The 21,879-nt window shown below is 57.0% G+C and carries 20 protein-coding genes and 2 pseudogenes; 8 read left to right on the top strand and 14 right to left on the bottom strand.

Features of this window, described 5'->3' with window-relative positions; genetic code table 11:
- Positions 1-87 precede the first annotated feature (87 nt).
- The 3 genes from NR164_RS05170 to glyA are packed head-to-tail and all read left to right on the top strand — an operon-like array spanning position 88 to position 3,432.
- The gene (locus NR164_RS05170; RefSeq protein WP_256822406.1) at positions 88-1,329 is read left to right on the top strand and encodes a benzoate/H(+) symporter BenE family transporter; all 1,242 of its coding nucleotides are present in this window, start codon (positions 88-90) and stop codon (positions 1,327-1,329) included.
- On the top strand, positions 1,326-2,141 hold the full coding sequence (locus tag NR164_RS05165; RefSeq protein ID WP_256822405.1) for a YggS family pyridoxal phosphate-dependent enzyme: 816 nt from the start codon (positions 1,326-1,328) through the stop codon (positions 2,139-2,141). The genes NR164_RS05170 and NR164_RS05165 overlap by 4 nt, the downstream gene beginning before the upstream one ends.
- Positions 2,142-2,166: 25 nt before the next feature.
- The gene (glyA, locus tag NR164_RS05160; RefSeq protein ID WP_046381661.1) at positions 2,167-3,432 is read left to right on the top strand and encodes a serine hydroxymethyltransferase; all 1,266 of its coding nucleotides are present in this window, start codon (positions 2,167-2,169) and stop codon (positions 3,430-3,432) included.
- 10 nt (positions 3,433-3,442) lie between these two features.
- Here the strand turns inward: glyA and NR164_RS05155 are convergent.
- From NR164_RS05155 to NR164_RS05120, 8 genes and pseudogenes are all read right to left on the bottom strand, one after another.
- Positions 3,443-4,723, bottom strand: a pseudogene (locus tag NR164_RS05155) (YifB family Mg chelatase-like AAA ATPase); the annotation flags it as partial.
- A gap of 156 nt (positions 4,724-4,879) precedes the next feature.
- Positions 4,880-6,661 (bottom strand): hypothetical protein, encoded by a 1,782-nt coding sequence (locus NR164_RS05150; protein ID WP_256822403.1) that lies wholly within the window; start codon positions 6,659-6,661, stop codon positions 4,880-4,882.
- A gap of 397 nt (positions 6,662-7,058) precedes the next feature.
- A complete protein-coding gene (locus tag NR164_RS05145; protein ID WP_372340285.1) occupies positions 7,059-7,505 on the bottom strand; it encodes a hypothetical protein in 447 nt (148 codons plus the stop codon).
- A complete protein-coding gene (locus NR164_RS05140) occupies positions 7,486-9,549 on the bottom strand; it encodes a hypothetical protein (RefSeq protein WP_256822399.1) in 2,064 nt (687 codons plus the stop codon). Before NR164_RS05140 ends, NR164_RS05145 begins: the two co-directional genes overlap by 20 nt.
- Complete coding sequence (locus NR164_RS05135; protein WP_256822398.1) at positions 9,546-11,264, bottom strand: site-specific integrase; 1,719 nt, start codon at positions 11,262-11,264, stop codon at positions 9,546-9,548. The genes NR164_RS05140 and NR164_RS05135 overlap by 4 nt, the downstream gene beginning before the upstream one ends.
- On the bottom strand, positions 11,257-12,480 hold the full coding sequence (locus tag NR164_RS05130) for a site-specific integrase (RefSeq protein WP_256822397.1): 1,224 nt from the start codon (positions 12,478-12,480) through the stop codon (positions 11,257-11,259). The genes NR164_RS05135 and NR164_RS05130 overlap by 8 nt, the downstream gene beginning before the upstream one ends.
- A gap of 200 nt (positions 12,481-12,680) precedes the next feature.
- Positions 12,681-12,917: pseudogene (locus NR164_RS05125) on the bottom strand (magnesium chelatase domain-containing protein); the annotation flags it as partial.
- A gap of 214 nt (positions 12,918-13,131) precedes the next feature.
- Entirely contained in the window at positions 13,132-13,395 is a 264-nt protein-coding gene (locus NR164_RS05120; RefSeq protein WP_017845178.1) for an accessory factor UbiK family protein, read from the bottom strand.
- Between the two features lie 422 nt (positions 13,396-13,817).
- On the opposite strand from NR164_RS05120, the gene glnK reads away from it, so the two are divergent.
- From glnK to sutA, 4 genes are all read left to right on the top strand, one after another.
- Entirely contained in the window at positions 13,818-14,156 is a 339-nt protein-coding gene (glnK, locus tag NR164_RS05115) for a P-II family nitrogen regulator (protein WP_002555808.1), read from the top strand.
- Positions 14,157-14,189: 33 nt separating this feature from the next.
- Entirely contained in the window at positions 14,190-15,527 is a 1,338-nt protein-coding gene (locus NR164_RS05110) for an ammonium transporter (protein ID WP_046381663.1), read from the top strand.
- Between the two features lie 212 nt (positions 15,528-15,739).
- A complete protein-coding gene (locus NR164_RS05105) occupies positions 15,740-16,165 on the top strand; it encodes a secondary thiamine-phosphate synthase enzyme YjbQ (RefSeq protein WP_017845176.1) in 426 nt (141 codons plus the stop codon).
- A gap of 103 nt (positions 16,166-16,268) precedes the next feature.
- Positions 16,269-16,595 carry a transcriptional regulator SutA gene (sutA, locus tag NR164_RS05100; RefSeq protein ID WP_017845175.1) on the top strand — a complete coding sequence of 109 codons (327 nt, stop codon included), beginning with the start codon at positions 16,269-16,271 and terminating at the stop codon, positions 16,593-16,595.
- Between the two features lie 114 nt (positions 16,596-16,709).
- Here the strand turns inward: sutA and NR164_RS05095 are convergent, their stop codons facing one another.
- From NR164_RS05095 to NR164_RS05070, 6 genes are read right to left on the bottom strand one after another with little or no spacing between them, the layout of a single operon-like run.
- Positions 16,710-17,405, bottom strand: a complete 696-nt coding sequence (locus NR164_RS05095) for an HAD family hydrolase (RefSeq protein ID WP_177031869.1) — start codon at positions 17,403-17,405, stop codon at positions 16,710-16,712.
- Entirely contained in the window at positions 17,402-18,301 is a 900-nt protein-coding gene (gene xerC / locus NR164_RS05090; protein ID WP_046381665.1) for a tyrosine recombinase XerC, read from the bottom strand. The genes NR164_RS05095 and xerC overlap by 4 nt, the downstream gene beginning before the upstream one ends.
- A 2-nt stretch (positions 18,302-18,303) precedes the next feature.
- Positions 18,304-19,020 (bottom strand): DUF484 family protein, encoded by a 717-nt coding sequence (locus tag NR164_RS05085; RefSeq protein ID WP_017845172.1) that lies wholly within the window; start codon positions 19,018-19,020, stop codon positions 18,304-18,306.
- A 13-nt stretch (positions 19,021-19,033) separates the two neighbouring features.
- Positions 19,034-19,864 (bottom strand): diaminopimelate epimerase, encoded by an 831-nt coding sequence (gene dapF, locus NR164_RS05080; RefSeq protein ID WP_017845171.1) that lies wholly within the window; start codon positions 19,862-19,864, stop codon positions 19,034-19,036.
- 3 nt (positions 19,865-19,867) lie between these two features.
- Positions 19,868-21,115, bottom strand: a complete 1,248-nt coding sequence (gene lysA, locus NR164_RS05075) for a diaminopimelate decarboxylase (protein ID WP_017845170.1) — start codon at positions 21,113-21,115, stop codon at positions 19,868-19,870.
- Between the two features lie 9 nt (positions 21,116-21,124).
- Entirely contained in the window at positions 21,125-21,292 is a 168-nt protein-coding gene (locus NR164_RS05070) for a lipoprotein (RefSeq protein ID WP_017845169.1), read from the bottom strand.
- A gap of 238 nt (positions 21,293-21,530) precedes the next feature.
- Here NR164_RS05070 and cyaY point away from each other — a divergent pair, with 238 nt between their 5' ends.
- Positions 21,531-21,878: an iron donor protein CyaY gene (gene cyaY / locus NR164_RS05065; RefSeq protein WP_017845168.1), complete on the top strand. Its 348-nt coding sequence runs from the start codon at positions 21,531-21,533 to the stop codon at positions 21,876-21,878.
- The last annotated feature ends 1 nt before the right edge of the window (position 21,879 follow it).

Raw genomic sequence — 21,879 nt, 5'->3', positions numbered from 1 at the left:
GACTTTCACCTGTGCCACTGCCTTCACGCCGGCCAATGACCCATCACACGAGGCTCAACCCCTCGTCTGGCAAGGAGCAAAGTCCCTATGTCTTCGTCAATATCGCCGTCGCCGCCGCGCCCGCGCGACCTGTTGCACCCCATCGTGGCCGGGCTGATTTCAGTCATCGTCAATTATGGCGGTACGTTCATTCTGGTGTTCCAGGCGGCCAAGGTGGCCGGGCTCAGCCCCGAGCTGACGGCTTCGTGGGTCTGGTCGGTATCGATCGGCGTGGGGGTGACCGGGCTGTTTCTCAGCTGGGTGAGCCGTGAGCCGATCATCACCGCCTGGTCGACCCCTGCTGCGGCGTTTCTGGTGGTCGCGCTGTCTGCCACGCCTTACGCCGAGGCAGTCGGCGCGTACATGGTTTCAGCCGTGGCGTTTGTGCTGCTGGGGCTGTCCGGCTGTTTCGAAAAAGTCATCCGGCTGATTCCGCCGGGCATCGCGGCGGCCATGCTGGCGGGGATTCTGCTGCAGTTCGGTATCGGCGCGTTTGGTGGCATGAGCCTCGACCCGGTGCTGGTCGGCGTGTTGATCGCCGCTTACGTCGGGCTCAAGCGCTTTACTGCGCGCTACGCGGTCGTCGGCATTCTGCTGCTGGGCTTGGGATTCCTGCTGGTGCAGGGGCGGGTGGACTTGTCGGGCCTGTCCCTGCAACTGGCGGCGCCGGTATTCACCCGGCCCGAGTTTTCGCTCAATGCGTTGCTCAGTGTGGCGTTGCCGCTGTTTCTGATCACCCTCACGGGCCAGTACATGCCGGGCATGCTGGTGTTGCGCAACGATGGTTTCAAGACCAGCGCCAACCCGATCCTGACGGTGACCGGTTTGGGGTCGCTGCTGATGGCGCCGTTCGGCTCGCACGCGTTCAACGTCGCGGCCATCACGGCGGCCATCTGCACGGGCAAGGAAGCCTCGGAAGACCCTTCCAAACGCTGGGTCGCCGGGGTTGCCGCTGGGGTGTTCTACATCCTCGTCGGCGTGTTCGGGGTAACGCTGGCCGCCGTATTCATGGCGTTCCCGTCGGCATTCATCACCACGCTGGCCGGCTTGGCCCTGCTGGGCACCATCGGCGCCAGCCTGGCCAACGCGATGGCGGACGTCAGGTCGCGTGAAGCCGCGCTGATCACCTTTCTGGCGTGCGCCGCCAACATCAACCTGCTCGGGATCGGCGGCGCGTTTTGGGGGTTGTTGATCGGGTTGGCGGCGTATGCGTTGCTCAATGGCCGCTTGCCACGTCGCCGTGCGCCGGCTTCCGAGGCGGTGGCGGCGGCCAAGGGAGCGGCCCAATGATGCGCGCCGAACCGCCAGCCAGCGCCACCCTGCATGCGCGTCACGGGCGTTACCCGCAGGCCACCAGCGTGGAGGATTTCCGGCGCAATCTGACGGCCGTACAGCAACGTATCGCCAGTGCCTGTGCGCGGGTCGGGCGCGACCCGGCGAGCGTGCGCCTGTTGCCGGTCAGCAAAACCTTTGACGAGGCGCACCTGCGCCTGGCGTATGCGGCGGGCTGTCGGCTGCTGGGTGAGAACAAGGTGCAGGAAGCCCAGCGCAAATGGCAGGCCATGAGCGATCTGGCCGATCTGCAGTGGTCGGTGATCGGCCACCTGCAAACCAACAAAGCCAAGCAGGTCGCGCGCTTTGCCAGTGAGTTCCAGGCGCTGGACAGCCTGCGAGTGGCCGAGGCGCTGGATCGTCGCCTGCAGATCGAAGGGCGCCAACTGGATGTGTTCGTGCAGGTGAATACCTCCGGGGAAGCCAGCAAATACGGCCTGGAGCCGCACGCCGTCGCGGGTTTTCTGCAGGCCCTGCCAGCGTTCCCGGCCTTGCGCGTTCGCGGGCTGATGACGCTGGCGCTGTTTTCGGCCGATGTGGCCCGCGTGCGCCCGTGCTTTGTGCGGCTGCGCGAACTGCGCGAGCGCCTGCGCGATCACGCCCCGGCGGGCGTCAGCCTGGAGGAATTGTCGATGGGCATGTCCGGGGATTTCGAGATCGCCATCGAGGAAGGCGCGACCGTTGTCCGCGTCGGCCAGGCCATCTTCGGCGCCCGCGCCATGCCGGATGACTACTACTGGCCGAGCGCCGATCAACCGTCAACGACCTGACTTTTTCAGCAAGGACCTGTTCATCATGTACGACTCAACATTGACACTTGAAAGCTTCGACCCGCAGCTGTGTGAGGCTATTCATAACGAGGAGCGCCGTCAGGAAGACCATGTCGAGCTGATCGCTTCCGAAAACTACGCCAGCCCGCTGGTCATGAGCCTCCAGAGCACGGTACTGACCAACAAATACGCCGAGGGCTACCCCGGCAAGCGCTACTACAGCGGCTGCGAATACGTCGATGTGGCCGAGCGCCTAGCCATCGAACGGGTCAAGGCCCTGTTCGACTGCGATTACGCCAACGTGCAGCCCCATGCGGGCGCCCAGGCAAACGCCGCGGTGTTCCTGGCCTTGATCAACCCCGGCGATACGGTGATGGGCATGAACCTGGCCCAGGGTGGCCACCTGACCCACGGCAATCCCTCCAACTTCTCGGGCCGGCATTACCACATCGTGCCTTACGGGCTCGACCCGCAGACGGGCTTGCTCGACTACGACGAGATGGAGCGCATCGCTGTGGAAACGCGGCCGAAGATGCTGATCGGCGGGTTTTCGGCCTACTCGCGGTACAAAGACTGGGCGCGCATGCGGGCGATTGCCGACAAGGTCGGTGCGATTTTCTGGGTCGACATGGCTCACGTCGCCGGCTTGGTTGCCGCTGGCGAGTACCCGGACCCGTTGCCGCACGCCCACGTGGTCACCAGCACCACGCACAAGACCTTGCGTGGCCCGCGAGGCGGGTTGATTTTGTCCAAGGGCCAGGACGCAGCGTTTTACAAAAAGCTCGATTCGGCGGTGTTCCCAGGTGTTCAGGGCGGGCCGTTGATGCATCAGATTGCCGCCAAGGCGGTGGCCTTCAAGGAAGCCTTGAGGCCCGAGTTCAAAACCTACCAGGCTCAGGTCGTGGTCAATGCCCGGGCCATGGCGGCCGTGTTGCAGCGGCGCGGTTACAGGATTGTCTCGGGTGGCACCGATAACCACATGATGTTGATCGACCTGTCCGACCGGCCTTACACCGGCAAAGACGCCGATGCGGCCTTGAGCAACGCCGGCATCACCGCCAACAAGAATTCGGTGCCCAACGATCCGCGCTCCCCCTTTGTCACCTCGGGGCTGCGCATCGGCACGCCGGCCGTCACCACCCGCGGTTTCGGCGTGTTCGAGTGCGAGCAACTGGCCGCTTGGCTGTGCGATGTACTGGACGCCCTGCAACGCGGGGAAAGCGATAGCGTTGCGCTGCAGGTGCGTGAACAGGTGATTGCGCTGTGCCGCCGACACCCGGTTTATCGCTGACTTTTCCCTTCTAAACGTTGGCGCTGTCGACCTGACTGGAGGCTGAGGGGCGGTATTGCAGGGCTTCGGCGATGTGGCTGCGGCGGATGCTGTCTGTGTGTTCCAGATCCGCCAGCGTGCGGGCGACCTTGAGCAGGCGGTGGGCCGCGCGAAGGGACAGGGTCAGGCGCTCGCAGGCGCTTTCCAGCCAGGCTTCATCCGGCCTCGACAGCGCGCAATGCTGGCGCAACCCCGGTAGGTCGAGGAACGCATTGGCGCAGCCCTGGCGCTGTTGCTGGCGGTCCCGGGCCTGGGCTACCAGTGCCGAGGCGGTGGACGTGTTGTCGCCGGGCTGCGGGGCCGGGTTCAGCGCGGTGATTTCGCGAGCGACGGTCAGGTGCAGGTCGATCCGGTCCAGCAACGGCCCGGAGAGTTTGTTGCGATAGCGCTGGACCTGCTCCGGCGTACAGCGACAGCGCGCGCTGGGGTCGCCCATGTAACCGCAAGGGCAGGGGTTCATTGCGGCGACCAGTTGAAAGCGCGCCGGGAAACTCACGCGGTCGCGAGCGCGGGAGATCACGATATGCCCCGACTCCAGTGGCTCGCGCAAAACCTCCAGCACCTTGCGATCAAACTCCGGCAGCTCATCCAGGAACAGCACGCCATGGTGGGCCAAGGTGATTTCCCCCGGTTGCGGCTTTGACCCTCCACCCACCAGCGCCGGGCCGGAGGCCGAATGGTGCGGCTGGCGAAACGGCCGATGGGGCCAATGACTCAGGGGCGCCAGGCTGACCACTGATTGAATCGCTGCCACTTCCAGCGCTTCGTGCTCACTCAGCGGCGGCAGCAAACCCGGCAGGCGGCTGGCGAGCAAGGTCTTGCCGGTGCCGGGCGGGCCGCTGAACAACAGGTTATGCGCGCCTGCCGCAGCGATCAGCAGTGCGCGTTTGGCGGCGAGTTGGCCCTGGACTTCGCTGAGGTCCGGGTAAGGTTTGTTCAAGTACAGCAGACCGTCGGACTTGAAGGGCTCGATCGGCACATGCCCATTCAGGTGCGCCACCACCTGCAGCAGGTGGTCCACCGCAATCACCTTCAACCCCGATGCCAGGCAGGCCTCTTCGGCATTCGCCCGGGGCACGATCACGCTGCGCCCGGCCTTGCGCGCCGCGAGCGCTGCCGGCAACACACCTTTCACTGCGCGTACCTCGCCCGATAGCGCCAATTCCCCCAGGCATTCCACGTCGTCGAGCATCTGCGTCGGCACCTGCACGCTCGCCGCGAGAATCCCGAGGGCTATCGCCAGGTCAAAACGTCAACACACGGGTTAGTTTGTCTACTATGGACAAGCGTGGCGAACGCTCTAGCAAAACGATTTCAAGGCTTTAGCTGATGTCCATGGAACAAGTCATTTTTAAGTCTAAAGCCTACCCAAGCTGTCCATGCTTGACGTTTATCATTCTGATTGCAGTCATACTTCCTTCGGTGTGTTTTTTGTTGAGTTGACCTCCTCTGTGATTGTTGCTCGATGGGGCAATAAAATACTCATATAATTTATTTCTGGCATTGGCTCATTTTTCAGTTTTCTTTCGAAGCTATATATTGATTTCTGGTGCGGGAACTCCTCAACTGCATAAGAAATTAATTCGATAGCGCGCGTTTCATTTCCGGATGATCGATGCATTTCAGCAAGCCATAAAATCAATGCGGCGCCAAGTAAAGGTCCAGCATTTAGGCCGTTCTTGTGGTGTCTTTGAGAAATATAGACCTTCAATAGTTCTTCGCTTTTTTCAAGTCCCCACTCTGGTTTATCTCCGCCACTGAACACATGCACCACCAAATGAGCAATTAGACTGTCAATGCTCGGCTCTTCAAAACATTGCCAATAATTTGTCAAGAATAAGCGGGCTTCCTCACGCTCCTCAGAAGGAAGGTAATAGGAAAATAGAACATAAAGAGCCAGCATCGGCATTTTTTGGTTGAGTTTTGCCAATGATGGAACAAGCTCTCTTATTTTCTGCATAACAAGACGCATATCTGTGACTTTTCCCGCTGGCTCTGCCATGCACTTTTCAATCTGTGACAGAAAGCCATTTAAATACATGCGCGCAGTATAATGAGAATAGCTTTCCGGATTTCCAATCCAATATTGAGGCGCCGCATTCATTACGATGGTGCCTGGATACTCCGACGTAAAATCAAATTTTTCTTGGCCGATTTTCGGTGATAGCTTTGCGAACGACATTATGACGTGACGGGCGATTCGTGCTAGGCCATTAAAAGTTAGCAAGGGGCGCGAATCAACAATCAGGATATCTCCAAGTGAGGGGATTCTGACGAGATTTTTCGGAAGTGATCTTAGTGTATGGATGTACCCGGAGCGAATGTCGTACGCGTGTTTTAACGCTATTTCAATATCAGTGCGTCCGGCGGGAGATTGATGCTCACTTGCACCATTTCTAAAAAATTCTGGCTGTAAGTAGTGACTTGTAAACTCGCAGAATCTTCTCTTCAGTGCGGTATGTTCTGACTTAAGAATTGCAGTGCGTACTTTATCGGATGTTTCATTTGGTACACCGTCAAGCGCTTCGTCGACTGGTTTGCGTTTTTGTTCTGCAAGATCACTCCATTGCGGAGTAAACTCATCGAATTCTTGCGCCAGTGATTCAATTGATGCAACCAATAAAGCGTAAGCCAAATCCAAGTCGTCTGCCATTCTATGCATGGCTGTAACGTATCGGCGAACAGCCCGCATGGTTCCGGAGTAGTGTTTCCGCTCCAGTCCCATTAATTCTGTAATAAATGACCTTAAAGCATCTTGATCTCCGCTTTGATAGGATATGTCGGTGTCAAATATGCGTGATATATATCCCCGTGGTAACGCGAAACTTCCAAGAGGTGGGCGTTGTGCAGAGACTAATTGTCTTGCCAAGTTGTGATCCGGTGTGCAAATCACATTTAAGTTGAACGATATCAAAGCAGCAAAATCTTGGATCATCGTATTCTGACCACCAGCAGAAATAACGTCCCCAGGCAAGATGTCTCGATCTGGTTTAGGGAGTCGCTCAGTAACTTCACACACAACAGTCTGGAAATCCTCCCACCTTGCAGCAGGTAAAATATCACCAACATCTGTAACTATTCGATCATCGAAGAATCTGTAGTTAGTATAATAAACGCCTCGATGTATAGTTTCATATAAGTGTTCAGTGGCTGTCGTTGTATAAAATTTGCCAGTACTTATTTGTAGCATAGATCACCTATTTCTGAGTTCTTTGTTTAGTCGTGGATCTATAATCAACATAGTACCGGGTTTGGCTATGTAATTTAAATTAAAGGTCAATTGTTGGCTCCACCCCAAGGAATCTTAACTCTGGCGGATCCTGTGGCATTTGCCATCCAAAAACGAAATGTGCCCATTTCATATCTCTGTTTTCACGATCAGTAACCAGTAGGAGAGTCCATCCGGCTTTTAATAGGATGTTAGCGTTTATTTCGCTTCCTGTGCTCGTAATCGATCTTGTTTCTCCAATCATTATGGCGCCCCTCAAGTTTTGGTTTGGTAGTTGGAGGTTGGAAATAATGAGTGTAAATTTCATTACCTGACAGCCATGAGACTTTTCCGACAGAATTCCATTCCAGTCCATTCACTACGCTTTTGGTTTACGAATCGGATTGACATTGGCAGTGTGGAGCATCGCTTGTAAACGGAGGTTCTCCATAGTCAATTCAAGAATCTTGGCGTCCGCTTCAACCAGCAATGAGGCGACGTTATCGCGTTGCGATTTAAGGTCATTAATGATTTCCTTGAGAGATCTATTCCTTTTACGTAGGGAGAGAGTTTTTTGTCTGGCTGATGGAGGTGTTTCAATGTTGTGCTCGTTTATCCAATGTTGGATTTCGTTGATCAGCCCAGGATATCGCGACTTCTTGAGAGCTGAGGGATCACTGCCAGTTTCCCTAGCCACATTGTTTTGCGACACAGGTGTACCGTGGGGCAGCTTTTCTGGCTTGCCGAGTTTTAATCGCTCAAAGGCATCACGAAACGCTTTCTCTGCCCTTCCCACTGCTGATGGGTTAACTGATCGAGATGACATCAATGGCGTTCTCCACTGCGCGTTGTTGAGCATGTAAAGACTCGCGATATGGCGAGTTTAATGGAGCGTCGATTAATCGCGAATCGATCACGCGCGCTAGTTGCCGAATAGATTGTTCCTTATTCCGGTCAAATAATGCATCCGCACAAGGGCCTTGTTTGTCACCTCCACCGCACCGTATGACATTATCGACACCTCCATACTCGCAAGGGCCGCGCTTGGTGCACCCGCCAAGTAGGGTCTGACGCCATGATACCTGACCTGCTCTAGCGGCCTTGCCAAGTTTTTTAGCATCATTAGGATCAACAACTCTTAAAATTTCAGACTTACGGTTGTCCCCGTATGGGCTGATAAAGCGATCCGAGAATAAAAGGACAATCTCTTTACTTAGAACTTCATACATCGTTCGAATATAATGAGTGCGTGAGTCATCATTCAGTCGAACCCGTGAATACCCTTGGCCATAATAAAGTGACATAACCCGCGTGGCGTGTTTTAGCTGATATTGAACCGAAGCATCTGAGACTAACCCTGATGCCAACATATTCACTGCGCCAGTCCGGCGCAGCTGATGCCAGGCTAGCGGCCAGATTTTACCTACTACAAAAACATCTTCGTCTAATGTAGTTGTGACAAGCCGAGCGATTTGTAAATCTGCTTCGGTGATTCGGAGTTCTTCAGGATCGAAGAGGTTGGGGTATGACTGAATAACAGTTTGGTAGCTGGGGTATACTGGCCGTACATAGAGAGGCTCGTCTGTATTTTTAGCATTAGCCCAAGGCTCATAAGGGCGTACGACAAGATATGGATATTTGGCGTCCTCCGAGGTAGTGGGAACGTTACGATTGGCTTCTGCACATATCATTCTCAGCCGAGTGACACAAGCCATCGCCTCAACTGCAATTTCTGTAAATGGCGATGTGATCCAGCGAGCATCGTCATCCTCAACTGTTTTGGTTGTAACACCACGTAATAAGTAGACGTTACCAAAGCTCTCGTCCTTTTCAACCTCTAAGCAGTTTGTTCGAAGTGCCCACGCCTCCTCGATCCGCATCATTGAGAAGTTAAGTATGTAGGCCGTCCCTACCTTACCCACCATTGTGAAATAGCTTGAAAGCGTTACTGTGCTGCGTCCAGCGCTATCGAGTGATTGGCCGGGTTGCAGCACCCATCGGCGTAACAATTCACTAATGCCAAACCGTTGCGCGATACTCGAAAATCTACCCTCGTACTCGAACTCCTCAGTCAAAGCATCGCGATTTCGTGGATGGAATGGTGAGGGCTGGCTTTTGTTGGCGTGTTGCGAGCGGTGGCAAGCTTCGCCTAGGGAACCGTAATATTTAGCATATTTATCAAGGCAAAATCGGTAGCAGGCTTCAATATTTTCACGGTGCTTATGAAATTCATCTAGGAACTTACGAAGGCGGTCTACTTGGTACGCCCATATCCGAGGCGGGATATACGGGGTCTGCTTTGCTTGATGTTCGGGTATCGCGGCCTCAAACCGTCGCAGCCCCTCTCGGTCGAGGATTGTGAAGCCGAGTTGGTCACGTTGCTCGAACAATGCATGCAGATGCGTCAGTGCTTCCACCGCGTTCGAAGGCGAAACTACAGTCGTTAACTTATCGGCAACTCTGGGGAATTTCCATAGATCTGACGCCGCAATTCCTTCTTCGGAACATAAGGTGAATAGCGGGAATAAAGACACGAAACGTGCTTTGAGAGACGCGGCACTGCGGACGGCATACGGCCCCCACAACCACCAAGCCGCAACTTGTCGCGCCAGATTAGCGTTGACTGGCGTTGTAATTGGATCATCCTTGCGTTGCGCATTATCCCCAAAATTGAGTCTAAGTGACTGTTTGGCCCACGGCGTGAGATTCCATATGGTATCCCCGTAATGGCTTACTACCTTACCGTTTGAATCAACGACGACAGGGAAATCATTTGGAGGTGGCCAGCTAGGGAGTCGATAGTTTTCCGATGTAGGTAGCACTAAAGGAGAGTCGATTGCCATCCCCCAGTTAGAAATCGTTGCACTCATACGCGTACCTCAATAAGACGGATAAAGCCATCCCACTTTGGATGAAAAGTTCCCTCTTCTACACGGTTTATCGCTTCGCTTACCCAGAGGGCACGTACTGCACTACTCAATTCGAAATTCTTGAGTTTTTCGGTAAGTCGGTCGATAGTCAATAACGCTGGATTATCATTTTCACTCTTATTCGAAGGGCGACTCCACATTAGCTCCAAAGACTTATAATATCGATAACTTGCCAGCGACCAGACGTGGTCGGCATCGTCAATATCACGATGGTGATCACAAAATAAGCACCCGGCAGGGCTTGAGCAGTTAGGGCGCGGGGCTTTAGAAGGTGGATTTTTTTCAGGAGTAGGGGTTGGTTTAATGCATACTCCGGGACCTGGCGGCTCATACGTTGCATCAGATATAGCGTGAAATCTGCTTATCTCTGATACCGCACTTTGGTGGTGTGGTTGGTCATAGATACGAAGCAGTGTTTCCTGCGTGTGCTGTGCCATCTCTGCGGTTAAAATCGGATCACCAGATCTTCTTATCAGCCAATTAATCCTTGTTTTTCGAAGTTCTCTTGGCGGGATATATCGAATGCCTAGCTCCTTGCATCTTTTTTGAATTGCATAAAAATTGGGAGCTATGTCTGGGGAACGCTGCTGAGGCGAGGAATCGGGAAACAAGAGGCCTTCATCGTCATCAGGAAATATATCATTGCGCCATTTTAGATATCTCTCAAAAATTGACCGGTACTCACTGAATATTTCAAATTCTATTTCACCATGTCTGCGCCCTTTATAGATGCGACGTACCTGATATCCATTAAGGTAACTTTGGAATGAGCATTTTCCAGCCTTGAGTTTGTTAGCTTGCGCTAGGTTCATGCCCGTTTGCGAAATAAAAATCAGCATCTCGGCTTGGATTCTGAGATTGATCAGTGGATATCGAGTACGCCATGAACTGTCTTTTTCCCATCGGTCACGGGCCTCCTTGACCCTCTTTCTTCCGTTGGAGTTCCCATAGCCAGGAGTAAGGTACTTGACCTTATCCGCCGGTGTTAGTCCGGACCACTCTTCGAGAACCTGTCCCGTCCGAATATGGATTTCCACCGGCAGCGATCCACGAATTACTTCGGTTGTCAGAGCGTTGGAGATATCGAGTAGAGCGCTTCCGAACGTAAATGAATCACTCAGCTTAACTTTGTCAGCTTGAGTGCCTAAGACCTTTTTCTTATTATATCGTTTAGGTATCCGCGTATTGCGATACAGCCCAATCTTTAGTTCGAGGGCTTGGTCAAGTAATAGGCTTACGGTCGTCGCTTTACCCGCAATGGTGGCAGTTTTTAAGTCTCGTTTGCTGCGCTGTCGAGATAATAATTGATCAGTCCAGTCGATAAATATTTCTTCAACAGAGTTGAGTGTGGGGGACCGCCCGGTCTTATCAGCCCAAGTGTAAAACTCTCGCATAGCTTGTATGCTGGCTTTCGTAGTAAAGCGGCTCCCTCCACTTGCAAGAGTGCCTTGAATGATATCGTGAATTTTAATTAGTAGTGGTAGTCGCTCCAGGAGTGGGAGGCCTAAATCCCCATTCGAAACAGCGCTGGAAAATTTTCGGATGTCAGTACTTGCACCACCTCGGTAAAGTAGTTGTGACAAGTTTAGCGGCGTTTCCCTTGGGCCGTAATTTATGCCTTGGAATGTCAGGTCCGGTAGCGACATGCTAGACATTTGCATGCTGCTGCCCGGAAATAATTCCGAGAAAGGCCTTGGTGAAACTGTTCGCCAACTCCTGCTTTATAGGTGTTTTTTCAACAAATTTTATGTATTTAAGGGCCGTTGATTCGTGCTTGTGTAAAAGCGCTTCCTTAACAATCGCTACGGCGTGAACCCCTCCACCGGCAGCTATAGCAAGTCTCGCCAATTCAGTCGCGAAGGTACAACGTGTCTGATGAAAGCGGAAGTCACGCATTGTTAGGAGTCCATTCGTCAATGCGACTTTCCTGAAGTTATGCATCTCTACATTGATGGCTACAGATTTATCCGAGCCACGTTCAGCATATGAGTTACCAAAACGTGTCAAGAACACGAGATCTTTGCAATCTGAAGATGCCTTGATTTCTCGCTTAAGGCGGCGCTCGCTGTACGAGTAGCGTAGAAGCTCATCAAGTAGATCTTTCGTAATCCAGACTTGACCCGTTACACCAAATTTAGTCGCTACTGATGGACTAGCACCAGGGCCCACCGCTAGTCGATAAAGATTTTGATCTGCTGGATCTGGTATGGCATTTATCAGCGTTTGTATTTTGAGGTCCGTTAATGTTTGAAGCCTCATCCCAGTAAAAAAACCAGAGGTCAAAAGAAGAAAAAACTCCTCAGATGCCTGGTCGCGGGCGAAGTCGAGGATTCGATTGCGGTCTGCCGCCGATATTGGTAATAGGCCATCTTCCAGACGCTCGCCTGGTCGGGATCGGTTAGGAATCGACAGATCAGTGGTAGTAACTACAAGTGTTCGCTCAAGGCCGAAAGAATTAGTGAGGTGTATACCTACAGTTCGTTCAAGCCACATTGGCCAGTCTGGAGAAAGAAGCCCTGTAACTCGTAGCCACCGATAAAAGCCGATGATTACTCGCATTCGTTGCGTCACGGTCGATGGGGCCAATTCCGACTTATCCCTAGCCTCCACGAGAGCACCCCGATAGCGCACTAAACAACGGTGTTCCTTCCTAGCAGGAAAATCCCACCAAGCGTTGCCTGACGCCTCCAGCCAGTTTGCGTAGGCGTGCAAGCATGTTGCCTTTGCTTGCACCGTCTTCAAATCAACATCCCGGTTGCAGGCACGCTCCATGAACCAGAGATTTGCTTCACGCCACGGGCTTCCATTCGCCCAAAAAAGTTGAGGTAGGCCTTTGATTACATGACCGTGCACCACCGCTGTCCAGCGCACCCGGCCCTCCGTAACTATTGAGCGATGGGGGGTGAGATTGATTGACTCAAGTCGCGCCATGAGTGCCTTCCCGGTCGTGACGGTCAGTAGCCAAGCGCAGGCTTGGCAAATGAGCAGCAGCGAAAGCGTAGCTTAGAAGTGGAAAACGTCCATGGGCGAACTAATTACTATGTGTTGTCCATACCCTTACCTAATCCGTGCCCGCCGTCCTTGGGCAGGTCGGCGGGCGCGAGGTTGAGGGTGATGCGGCGGGACGGGTATTGCAGCGCGGAGTTGAGGATGGCACTGCGCACGCGGTCCTTGCTTTCCTTGACGGCGGTTTCCGGCAAGCCCACCAGGGTGAGCGATGGCAGACCATTGGCCATGTGTACTTCGACGCTGACGGCAGGGGCTTCGACGCCGATCTGGGCGCGACTGTGGACGATGGCGAGGGACATGCTCATTCCTTGAAAGGGCGGGCCGCTTCCTGCGGTTTTTCAAGGGTAGACGAGGTGGGGTGGAGCGGGACGCGGGAGGTTTTACAGAACGTATCCGCAGAGTGACGCAGAACAGGTGGGGGCGCTGGCTTGCGTGCGATAGGGGCGGTCAGGCGTATCAGAGGGACCGAGGTGATTCCATCGCAGGCAAGCCAGCTCCTACATTGGTCGGGGGTTATTCGGAGGCTGCCGGGGTCAACCGTGCTTCCAGCTCCGCCACTTTCGCCTCCAGGCTTTCCAGGCGTGCTCGGGTGCGGGCCAGCACCACCATTTGGCTGTCGAACTCTTCCCGGCTGACCAGGTCGAGCTTGCTGAAGCCGCTTTGCAGCAAGGCCTTGAACTGGCTTTCGATTTCATTGCGGGGCAGCGGGGTCTCGCCGCTGAACAGGCGGGAGGCATGGCCGCTCAGGGCGTCGAGGAGGTCTTTGGGCGCGAGCATGGGAAATATTCCGGAAAACTGTTGGCGGGCAGTGTATCACGCAGCGTCTATAGTCATTTCCACGACCTCGGGCGCACGCTTTTCGCGCAGGGTGTCGGGCGGTAGCGCACCGTTTTCGTGCGCAATCACCCCGCCAAAAAGCCCCGCAGGTGGGCACAAGTGGGCAAGGGACTGATTTCAGTGGTTTTTACGGAGCTGGCAAGGTTTCTGCTTAGACGAACATGACCCATGCACTGATGCAGTCGCTGTGACGAATGCAGTGCGCCGACGGATCAGGGGTACAGGTTTCGTCACCAGTGGTTCGCTGGCGTCGCAATGGCAACTGCTCTTGCGACGACGCGTTACAAAGCCAGGCGCTGCGCTTAGACTTGAGACGGGTTTGTTTTCCTGGGGCAAGTCCACCAATTCGGGAGAGAGTTTTCATGAAGCTAGTCACTGCCATCATCAAGCCGTTCAAGTTGGACGATGTACGCGAGTCGTTGTCCGAAATCGGCGTGCAGGGCATTACCGTTACTGAGGTCAAAGGCTTCGGGCGGCAGAAGGGTCACACCGAGCTGTATCGCGGCGCGGAATACGTGGTTGATTTCCTGCCGAAGGTGAAGATTGATGTCGCCATTGACGACAAGGATCTTGATCGGGTTATCGAGGCGATAACCAAGGCCGCCAACACCGGCAAGATCGGTGACGGCAAGATCTTTGTGGTCAATCTGGAACAGGCTATTCGCATCCGTACCGGCGAAACCGATACCGACGCAATCTAAGCCGCCAAACCCAACGCCCCAGGAGAAAACAATATGACTCTGCGTAAATTCGCAGGGCTCGGAGCCCTGTTGTCCATCGTAATGCCAAGCCTGGCCATGGCGGCAGACGAAGTGGCTGCTCCAGTCCTCAATTCCGGCGACACCGCGTGGATGCTTACATCCACCGCGCTGGTGCTATTCATGACCATTCCCGGCCTGGCGCTGTTCTACGGCGGTATGGTTCGCTCGAAAAACATTCTGTCGGTGATGATGCAGTGTTTTGCCATCACTGGCCTGATCAGCATTCTGTGGGTCATCTACGGTTACAGCATCGCGTTTGACACGACCGGCATGGAGCAGGGCGTTGTAAACTTCAACTCCTTCTTTGGCGGCATGGGCAAGGCGTTCCTGGCGGGCGTAACCCCGGCCAGCATCACCGGGCCTGCGGCGCTGTTTCCGGAAGCGGTGTTCGTCACCTTCCAGATGACCTTCGCCATCATCACCCCGGCGCTGATCGTCGGTGCGTTCGCCGAGCGCATGAAGTTCTCCGCGATGCTGATCTTCATGGCTATCTGGTTCACCCTGGTTTACGCGCCGATCGCACACATGGTCTGGAGCGGCAATGGCGGCCTGCTGTGGGACTGGGGCGTGCTGGACTTCGCTGGTGGCACCGTGGTGCATATCAACGCGGGTGTGGCTGGTCTGGTGGCGTGCATCGTGCTTGGCAAGCGTAAAGGCTACCCGACTACCCCGATGGCCCCTCACAACCTGGGTTACACCTTGATCGGTGCGGCCATGCTGTGGGTCGGTTGGTTCGGCTTCAACGCCGGCTCCGCTGCTGCGGCCAACGGCACTGCCGGTATGGCGATGCTGGTGACCCAGATCGCTACAGCTGCTGCGGCGCTGGGCTGGATGTTCGCCGAGTGGATCACCCACGGTAAGCCAAGTGCCCTGGGCATCGCCTCGGGTGTGGTGGCTGGCCTGGTCGCCGTCACGCCTGCGGCAGGCACCGTGGGCCCGATGGGCGCTCTGGTGATCGGCCTGGTTGCCGGTGTGATTTGCTTCTTCTGCGCCACCAGCCTCAAGCGCAAGCTGGGCTACGACGACTCCCTGGACGCGTTCGGCGTACACGGTATCGGTGGCATCGTCGGTGCGATCCTCACGGGCGTTTTCGCAGCCCCAGCCCTGGGTGGCTTCGGCACCGTGACTGACGTGGCGGCCCAAGTCTGGATTCAGTGCAAAGGCGTCGGCTTCACTGTGATCTACACCGCCATCGTGACCTTCATCATCCTCAAGGTGCTGGATATGGTCATGGGCCTGCGGGTTACCGACGAAGAAGAGGCTGTCGGCCTCGACCTGGCACAACACAACGAACGCGGCTACAACTTGTAAGTAGGCGAAAAAAACATGCCCGGCTTGCCGGGCATTTTTTTGTCTGGCATTTGTCAGTCAGGACACGGGGTGCCGGTTTTTTGCGTCGCATGTGTGATGGCGCGCACACCGCGCTTTTCCGGGTGCGAATGTCTTACAGGCATGTAGGCGTATTCGGCACTTTGTTTTTTCCCTGAGCGCGCTAGAATGCGCGCCGATGGGCGGAGAACTGTATGTGGCAACAGACCCTGATTACCCTGCGGGCCAAGCCCCGGGGCTTTCACCTGGTAACCGACGAGTTGCTTGCCGGCTTGCCTGAATTGAAGGCGTGTCGCGTGGGCCTGTTGCATCTGTGGTTGCAGCATACCTCGGCCTCGTTGACCATCAACGAGAATGCCGATCCGGCGGTTCGTCGTGACTTCGAGCGTTTTTTCAACTCGCTGGTGCCGCAAGGCCGAGCCGGGTTCGAACACAACGACGAAGGCCCGGACGATCTGCCGGCGCACTTCAAGGCCAGTCTCCTGGGTTGCCAGCTGAGTTTGCCGGTCAAGGCCGGCCGCTTGGCGATGGGGACCTGGCAAGGTGTTTATCTGGGCGAGCACCGTGATCATGGCGGTGCTCGTAAAGTCCTCGCCACTTTGCACGGTGATGGGGCATAAGCCACTGGTTATCCGGTGGATGTTGATTTTTTTCCGGCGACCTTCGACAGATGGTGAAGCTGGGCTATAACTAATCTGCTTTTCGCAAGTCATGAGGTAGAACATGAGCGACGATGATCTGGAAAACGACGAACTGGAAGTAGGCGACGAAGACGACACCGAAGAAGGTCTTGAGGCGGCAGCGGAAGACGTTGCTGACGACGACGGTGGCGATGACGTTCCTGTTCCGGCTGCCAAAGGCAAAGCCAAGGCCGCTGTTTCGGTCGATGAGCTGCCAAGTGTTGAAGCCAAGAACAAAGAGCGCGACGCGCTGGCCCGTGCGATGGAGGAATTCCTCGCTAAAGGCGGCAAAGTGCAGGAAGTCGAGGCCAACGTGGTGGCAGATCCACCCAAGAAGCCGGATAACAAGTACGGCAGCCGACCTATCTGAGGTCTGCTTCTGGCTTGCTGGAAAAGCCCGCCGTCGCTGCGGGCTTTTTCATGCCTGAAACAAATTCCTACGGCTCACCGCCTGCCAATATAGGGGAGGCAAGCCCCCTCCCACTTACTGCCAGCTTTTGAGCAGCGGAGGCAGTTCCGTCAGGCTGCGAATCTGCGCATCCGGGAGTTTATCCCCTTCCCAGACCTTGCCTGTCGGGTTGAACCACACGGCACGCAGCCCCGCCTGTTGCGCTCCGGCGATGTCGTCACCGGGATGATCGCCGATATGCACCGCCGCGCTGGCGTCCACCCCGCCCCGTTGCAGCGCTTCCTGAAACAACCGCGCATCCGGCTTGGCGATGCCGATGTCTTCGGCGCGCAACGCGAAGTGGAAGTAGTCCGCCAACCCGATGCGCTGTACGTCAGCGTTACCGTTGGTGATCACGCCCAGCAGGAAGTGTTTGCGCAGCGCTTGCAGCATCGGCTCGGCTTCGGGGAATACGGTGAGTTGGTGGCGCGCATGAATGAACGCTTCAAAGCACACATCGGCCATTTCCGTCGCTTCAGGTTGTGGATAACCGGCCTCTTCAAACGCGTGCATCAGTACGCGGTGGCGCAGCATGCTGATGCGGTGCTTGAGTTCGGGATGGCGTTCCAGCACCTGCTGGCGAAGGCTGGCGAAATGTTCCAGGGGCAGTTCGCCGACCTTGGCGGCATGGGTGGCCAGCCATTCGCGCATCGACGCTTCGGCGCTGATGATGACGGGGACGTTGTCCCAGAGGGTGTCGTCGAGGTCGAAGGTGATCAGCTTGATACTCATGAGTCGCCGCCCTTGATGCGTTTGGCCCGTGGATGGGCGCTGTCGTACACCGTTGCCAGGTGTTGGAAGTCCAGGTGGGTGTAGATCTGTGTCGTCTTGATATCAGAGTGGCCGAGCAGTTCCTGCACCGCGCGCAGGTCTTGGGACGACTCCAGCAAATGGCTGGCAAACGAGTGCCGCAGCATGTGCGGATGCAGGTTCTGCCCCAGCTCGCGCTCGCCGGCCGCCTTGACCCGCAGTTGAATCGCCCGCGGCCCCAGGCGCCGGCCCTGCTGGCTGACGAATACGGCGTCGTCCGCCGGGTTGGTCAGTGCGCGCAGGGGCAGCCACAGTTGCAGCGCTTCCCGGGCCTTCCTGCCCACCGGCAGCACGCGGGTCTTGCTGCCTTTGCCGAGCACTTGCACCAGGCCGTCGGCGAGGTCGAGCTGATCGAGGTTCAGCCCGGTCAGTTCCGACAGGCGCAGGCCCGAAGAATAGAACAGCTCCAGGATCGCCTGGTCGCGATGGGCCAGGAAGTCGTCCTCGACGGCGCCATCGAGCAATTGCAGGGCGCGGTCGGTGTCGAGGGTCTTGGGCAGCCGCCGCTCGCCCTTGGGCGGGGCCAGCCCATTGGCCGGGTCGTGATCGCACAGGCCTTCGCGGTTGAGGTAGTGATACAGGCCGCGCACCGCCGACAGCAGGCGCGCCAGGCTGCGCGAAGATTGGCCCTGTTGGTGCAGGCGCGCGATCAGGCTGCGCAGGCCCTGGATGTCCAAGGCCTTCCAACTGGGGATCTGCTGCTTTTCGCAGTAGGCCAGAACCTTGTTCAAGTCCCGTCGGTAGGCTTCCAGGGTGTGGGGCGACACCTGGCGCTCGCTGCGCAGGTGTGCGCAGTAAGCGTCCAGTTGCCGTTCCATGGTCAGCGCACCGCGCGCAGGGCGGTGGTGAAGCGCGGTAATACGCGGCCCAGCACTTCGGCGATGTAGGTCAGGAACAACGTGCCCACCGAACTTTTGTAGTGCGCAGGATCACGGCTGGCGATGGCCAGTACCCCATGCAGGCCTTGATGGCTGAGGGCGACCACGGCGGTCGAACCGATCTGCTTGCGCTGCTCGGCGCCAAACAAAAAGTCCAGTTCATGCTCGCGCAAGGTGCCGCTGATGGTCTTGCCTTCGGAAAGCAGGCCGCCGATCGCCGTTTGCGCTTCGCCGCCGCTGACCCAGCGCCCGACCGGCATCGGGTTGTCGCTGAACAGGATCAGGCTGACGAAGGGCACCTGGAAGTCCTGGCGCAGGCTGTCTTCCACGGCGATCACCGTTTCTTCCAGGCTGGTGGCGTCCATCAGCGTCAGAATCAGGCGACGGGTCTTGTCGAACAGGCGGTCGTTATCGCGGGCGACGTCCATCAAGTGCGAGAGCCGATGGCGCATTTCGATGTTGCGCTCGCGCAGGATCTTCATCTGCCGCTCCACCAGCGACACGGTGTCGCCACGCTGGTGGGGGATGCGCAGGGCCGGCAGCAGTTCTTCGTGTTCGACGAAGAAGTCCGGGTTAGCCTCAAGGTACGCCGCGACGGCAGCGGCCTCCAGACTTTCGCTCGGGGATGCTTGTGCGGGTACTTGAGGCTTATCGGTCATTTGCTTGGCTCACTCATAGACGGACCTGTCCTTCGTATACGCGCGTGGCCGGCCCGGTCATCATCACCGGGTGGCCGGGGCCTGCCCATTCGATGGACAAACGTCCGCCGGGCAGGTCGATCAGCAGCGGCGAATCCATCCACCCCTGGCTGATCGCGGCCACGGCAGCGGCGCAAGCACCGGTGCCGCAGGCCTGGGTTTCGCCGGCGCCGCGTTCCCATACGCGCAATTGCGCGCGGGAGCGGTCGATCACCTGCAGGAAGCCCACATTGACCCGTGCCGGAAAGCGCGGGTGATGTTCGATCTTCGGCCCCAGCTCGTGCACCGGCGCATTATTGATGTCGTCGACCCGCAGCACCGCATGGGGGTTGCCCATGGACACCGCCGCCAGTTCGACAGCCTGGCCGTCGACATCGACGGTGTAGTGGGTGGCCTGCTCGGTGGCCTGGAACGGAATATCCGCCGGCACCAAGCGTGGCGCGCCCATGTTGACGCTGATCTGGCCGTCGCTGCGGACATCCAGCTCGATCACGCCGCTCTTGGTCTCGACGCGAATCTGCCGCTTGGCGGTCAGGCGCTTGTCCAGCACAAAGCGGGCGAAGCAGCGCGCACCGTTGCCGCACTGTTCCACTTCGGAACCGTCGGAGTTGAAGATCCGGTAACGGAAATCCACCTCCGGGTTGCTCGGCGCCTCAACGATCAGCAACTGGTCGAAGCCGATGCCGGTATGACGGTCGCCCCACTGTTTGGCGTGCTTGGGCAGGATGTGCGCGTGCTGGCTGACCAGGTCAAGGACCATGAAGTCATTGCCCAGCCCGTGCATCTTGGTAAAACGCAGCAGCATGGCTTACTCCGGCAGCAGGCTTTCGCCAGCATACAACTCGGCTACCGTCTCGCGGCGACGCACTTCAAACGCTTGATCACCGTCCACCAACACCTCGGCGGCACGCCCGCGGGTGTTGTAGTTGGAACTCATGACAAACCCGTAGGCACCAGCCGAATGAATGGCCAGCAGGTCGCCTTCTTCCAGGGCCAACTGACGATCCTTGGCCAGGAAGTCGCCGGTTTCGCAGATCGGGCCGACGACGTCATAGGCGCGCGCTGCGCTGTCGCGAGGCGTTACGGCGGTGACATTCATCCAGGCCTGGTACAGCGCCGGGCGGATCAGGTCGTTCATCGCCGCATCGACGATGGCGAAATCCTTGTATTCGGTGTGCTTGAGGTACTCGACCTGGGTCAGCAGCACGCCGGCATTGGCGACGATGTAGCGGCCCGGCTCGAACATCAGCGTCAGGTCGCGGCCTTCCAGGCGTTCGCGCACGGCCTTGATGTAGTCGCCGATCAGCGGCGGCTCTTCATCGCGGTACTGCACGCCCACGCCGCCACCGAGGTCGATGTGCTGCAGGTAGATGCCGCACTCGCCGAGGCGGTCGGTCAGCGCCAGCAGACGGTCGAGGGCATCCAGGAACGGCGGCAGGGTGGTCAGTTGCGAGCCGATATGGCAGTCGACACCCAGCACTTCCAGGTTCGGCAATTGGGCGGCGCGGATGTACACGTCCTCGGCGTCGGCGATGGCGATGCCGAACTTGTTCTCTTTCAGACCGGTGGAAATGTACGGGTGGGTGCCAGCGTCGACGTCCGGGTTGACGCGCAGGGAAATCGGCGCGCGAACGCCCATCTCGGCGGCGACCACTTGCAGGCGCTCCAGCTCGTCGGTGGATTCGACGTTGAAGCAATGCACGCCGACTTCCAGGGCACGGCGCATGTCTTCGCGGCTCTTGCCGACGCCGGAGAAGACGATCTTGTCAGCCTGGCCGCCAGCCGCCAGGACACGTTCCAGCTCGCCGCGGGAGACGATGTCGAAACCGGCGCCCAGACGCGCCAGGACATTGAGCACGCCCAGGTTGGAGTTGGCCTTGACCGCGTAGCACACCAGGTGCGGCACGCCGTTCAACGGGTCGGTGAAAGAGCGATATTGGGCTTCGATATGCGCGCGCGAGTACACATAGGTCGGGGTGCCAAAGCGCTCGGCAATTGCGGACAGCGCCACGCCTTCCGCGAACAGCTCGCCGTTCCGGTAGTTAAAAGCGTCCATGGGGTTCCCTTAGTAAGTGTCGTGCTTATGCGCTTTGGCAGGCTTTTGCGACGATTGCGCCTGTTCATTCGGGTCTTTGCTGTCATCGGGCAGATACAGCGGGCCTTTTTGACCACAGGCACTAACGAGGCAAGCGACCGCGACGAGCGCAGCAAGGGAAGAGATCAGGCGCTTCATGGCGAAATCCTTGAATATGCATTAATTGCGCCCGAGTATACCGACCACCCGCCAGCTTGCCTATGCGCCGGAATACCCGTCCGGCGGGGGTTTGCCGACATAACTGCGAAGCTGGCTACGCTAGTCAGGGATATTTCTTACCGCCATCGGTAATGAACTCGGTATCCTTTGCAATCGGCGGAGCGCGTCCGTATCGTGCGGCGCTTGAGCAAAACCAGACACTTTTGAGGTTGCCGCAATGAGTTTGACCGAAGCCCGTTTTCACGACCTGGTGGATTCGACCCAGAACGCGCTGGAAGATATTTTCGACGACAGCGGCCTGGATGTGGACCTGGAAAGCTCGGCCGGGGTGCTGACCGTCAAGTTCGAGAACGGCACTCAACTGATCTTCAGTCGCCAGGAACCGCTGCGCCAACTGTGGCTGGCAGCACGTTCCGGTGGTTTTCACTTCGATTACAACGAAGAAGACCGCAATTGGCAGTGCGATACCAGCGATGAGCTGCTCAGCGAAATGCTCGCGCGGCTGGTTCAGGAACAAGCCGGCGTCGAGCTCGGCTTCGATGAGCTGAACCCCGACGAGAATTGAT

The sequence above is a fragment of the Pseudomonas sp. Pse79 genome (assembly GCF_024519615.1).
Taxonomy (GTDB): domain Bacteria; phylum Pseudomonadota; class Gammaproteobacteria; order Pseudomonadales; family Pseudomonadaceae; genus Aquipseudomonas; species Aquipseudomonas veronii.
This window is presented reverse-complemented; position numbering and strand designations above follow the sequence as displayed.

Bases quoted from the DNA above. Each gene is read 5' to 3' on its own strand.
- NR164_RS05085 (WP_017845172.1), bottom strand. From the start codon at position 19,020: ATGACCGATAAGCCTCAAGTACCCGCACAAGCATCCCCGAGCGAAAGT.
- NR164_RS05120 (WP_017845178.1), bottom strand. From the start codon at position 13,395: ATGCTCGCGCCCAAAGACCTCCTCGACGCCCTGAGCGGCCATGCCTCC.
- NR164_RS05135 (WP_256822398.1), bottom strand. From the start codon at position 11,264: ATGTCTAGCATGTCGCTACCGGACCTGACATTCCAAGGCATAAATTAC.
- glyA (WP_046381661.1), top strand. From the start codon at position 2,167: ATGTACGACTCAACATTGACACTTGAAAGCTTCGACCCGCAGCTGTGT.
- NR164_RS05070 (WP_017845169.1), bottom strand. From the start codon at position 21,292: ATGAAGCGCCTGATCTCTTCCCTTGCTGCGCTCGTCGCGGTCGCTTGC.
- NR164_RS05095 (WP_177031869.1), bottom strand. From the start codon at position 17,405: ATGAGTATCAAGCTGATCACCTTCGACCTCGACGACACCCTCTGGGAC.
- NR164_RS05110 (WP_046381663.1), top strand. From the start codon at position 14,190: ATGACTCTGCGTAAATTCGCAGGGCTCGGAGCCCTGTTGTCCATCGTA.
- sutA (WP_017845175.1), top strand. From the start codon at position 16,269: ATGAGCGACGATGATCTGGAAAACGACGAACTGGAAGTAGGCGACGAA.
- xerC (WP_046381665.1), bottom strand. From the start codon at position 18,301: ATGGAACGGCAACTGGACGCTTACTGCGCACACCTGCGCAGCGAGCGC.
- NR164_RS05165 (WP_256822405.1), top strand. From the start codon at position 1,326: ATGATGCGCGCCGAACCGCCAGCCAGCGCCACCCTGCATGCGCGTCAC.
- NR164_RS05145 (WP_372340285.1), bottom strand. From the start codon at position 7,505: ATGTCATCTCGATCAGTTAACCCATCAGCAGTGGGAAGGGCAGAGAAA.
- dapF (WP_017845171.1), bottom strand. From the start codon at position 19,864: ATGCTGCTGCGTTTTACCAAGATGCACGGGCTGGGCAATGACTTCATG.
- NR164_RS05105 (WP_017845176.1), top strand. From the start codon at position 15,740: ATGTGGCAACAGACCCTGATTACCCTGCGGGCCAAGCCCCGGGGCTTT.
- NR164_RS05150 (WP_256822403.1), bottom strand. From the start codon at position 6,661: ATGCTACAAATAAGTACTGGCAAATTTTATACAACGACAGCCACTGAA.
- cyaY (WP_017845168.1), top strand. From the start codon at position 21,531: ATGAGTTTGACCGAAGCCCGTTTTCACGACCTGGTGGATTCGACCCAG.
- lysA (WP_017845170.1), bottom strand. From the start codon at position 21,115: ATGGACGCTTTTAACTACCGGAACGGCGAGCTGTTCGCGGAAGGCGTG.
- NR164_RS05170 (WP_256822406.1), top strand. From the start codon at position 88: ATGTCTTCGTCAATATCGCCGTCGCCGCCGCGCCCGCGCGACCTGTTG.
- NR164_RS05140 (WP_256822399.1), bottom strand. From the start codon at position 9,549: ATGAGTGCAACGATTTCTAACTGGGGGATGGCAATCGACTCTCCTTTA.
- glnK (WP_002555808.1), top strand. From the start codon at position 13,818: ATGAAGCTAGTCACTGCCATCATCAAGCCGTTCAAGTTGGACGATGTA.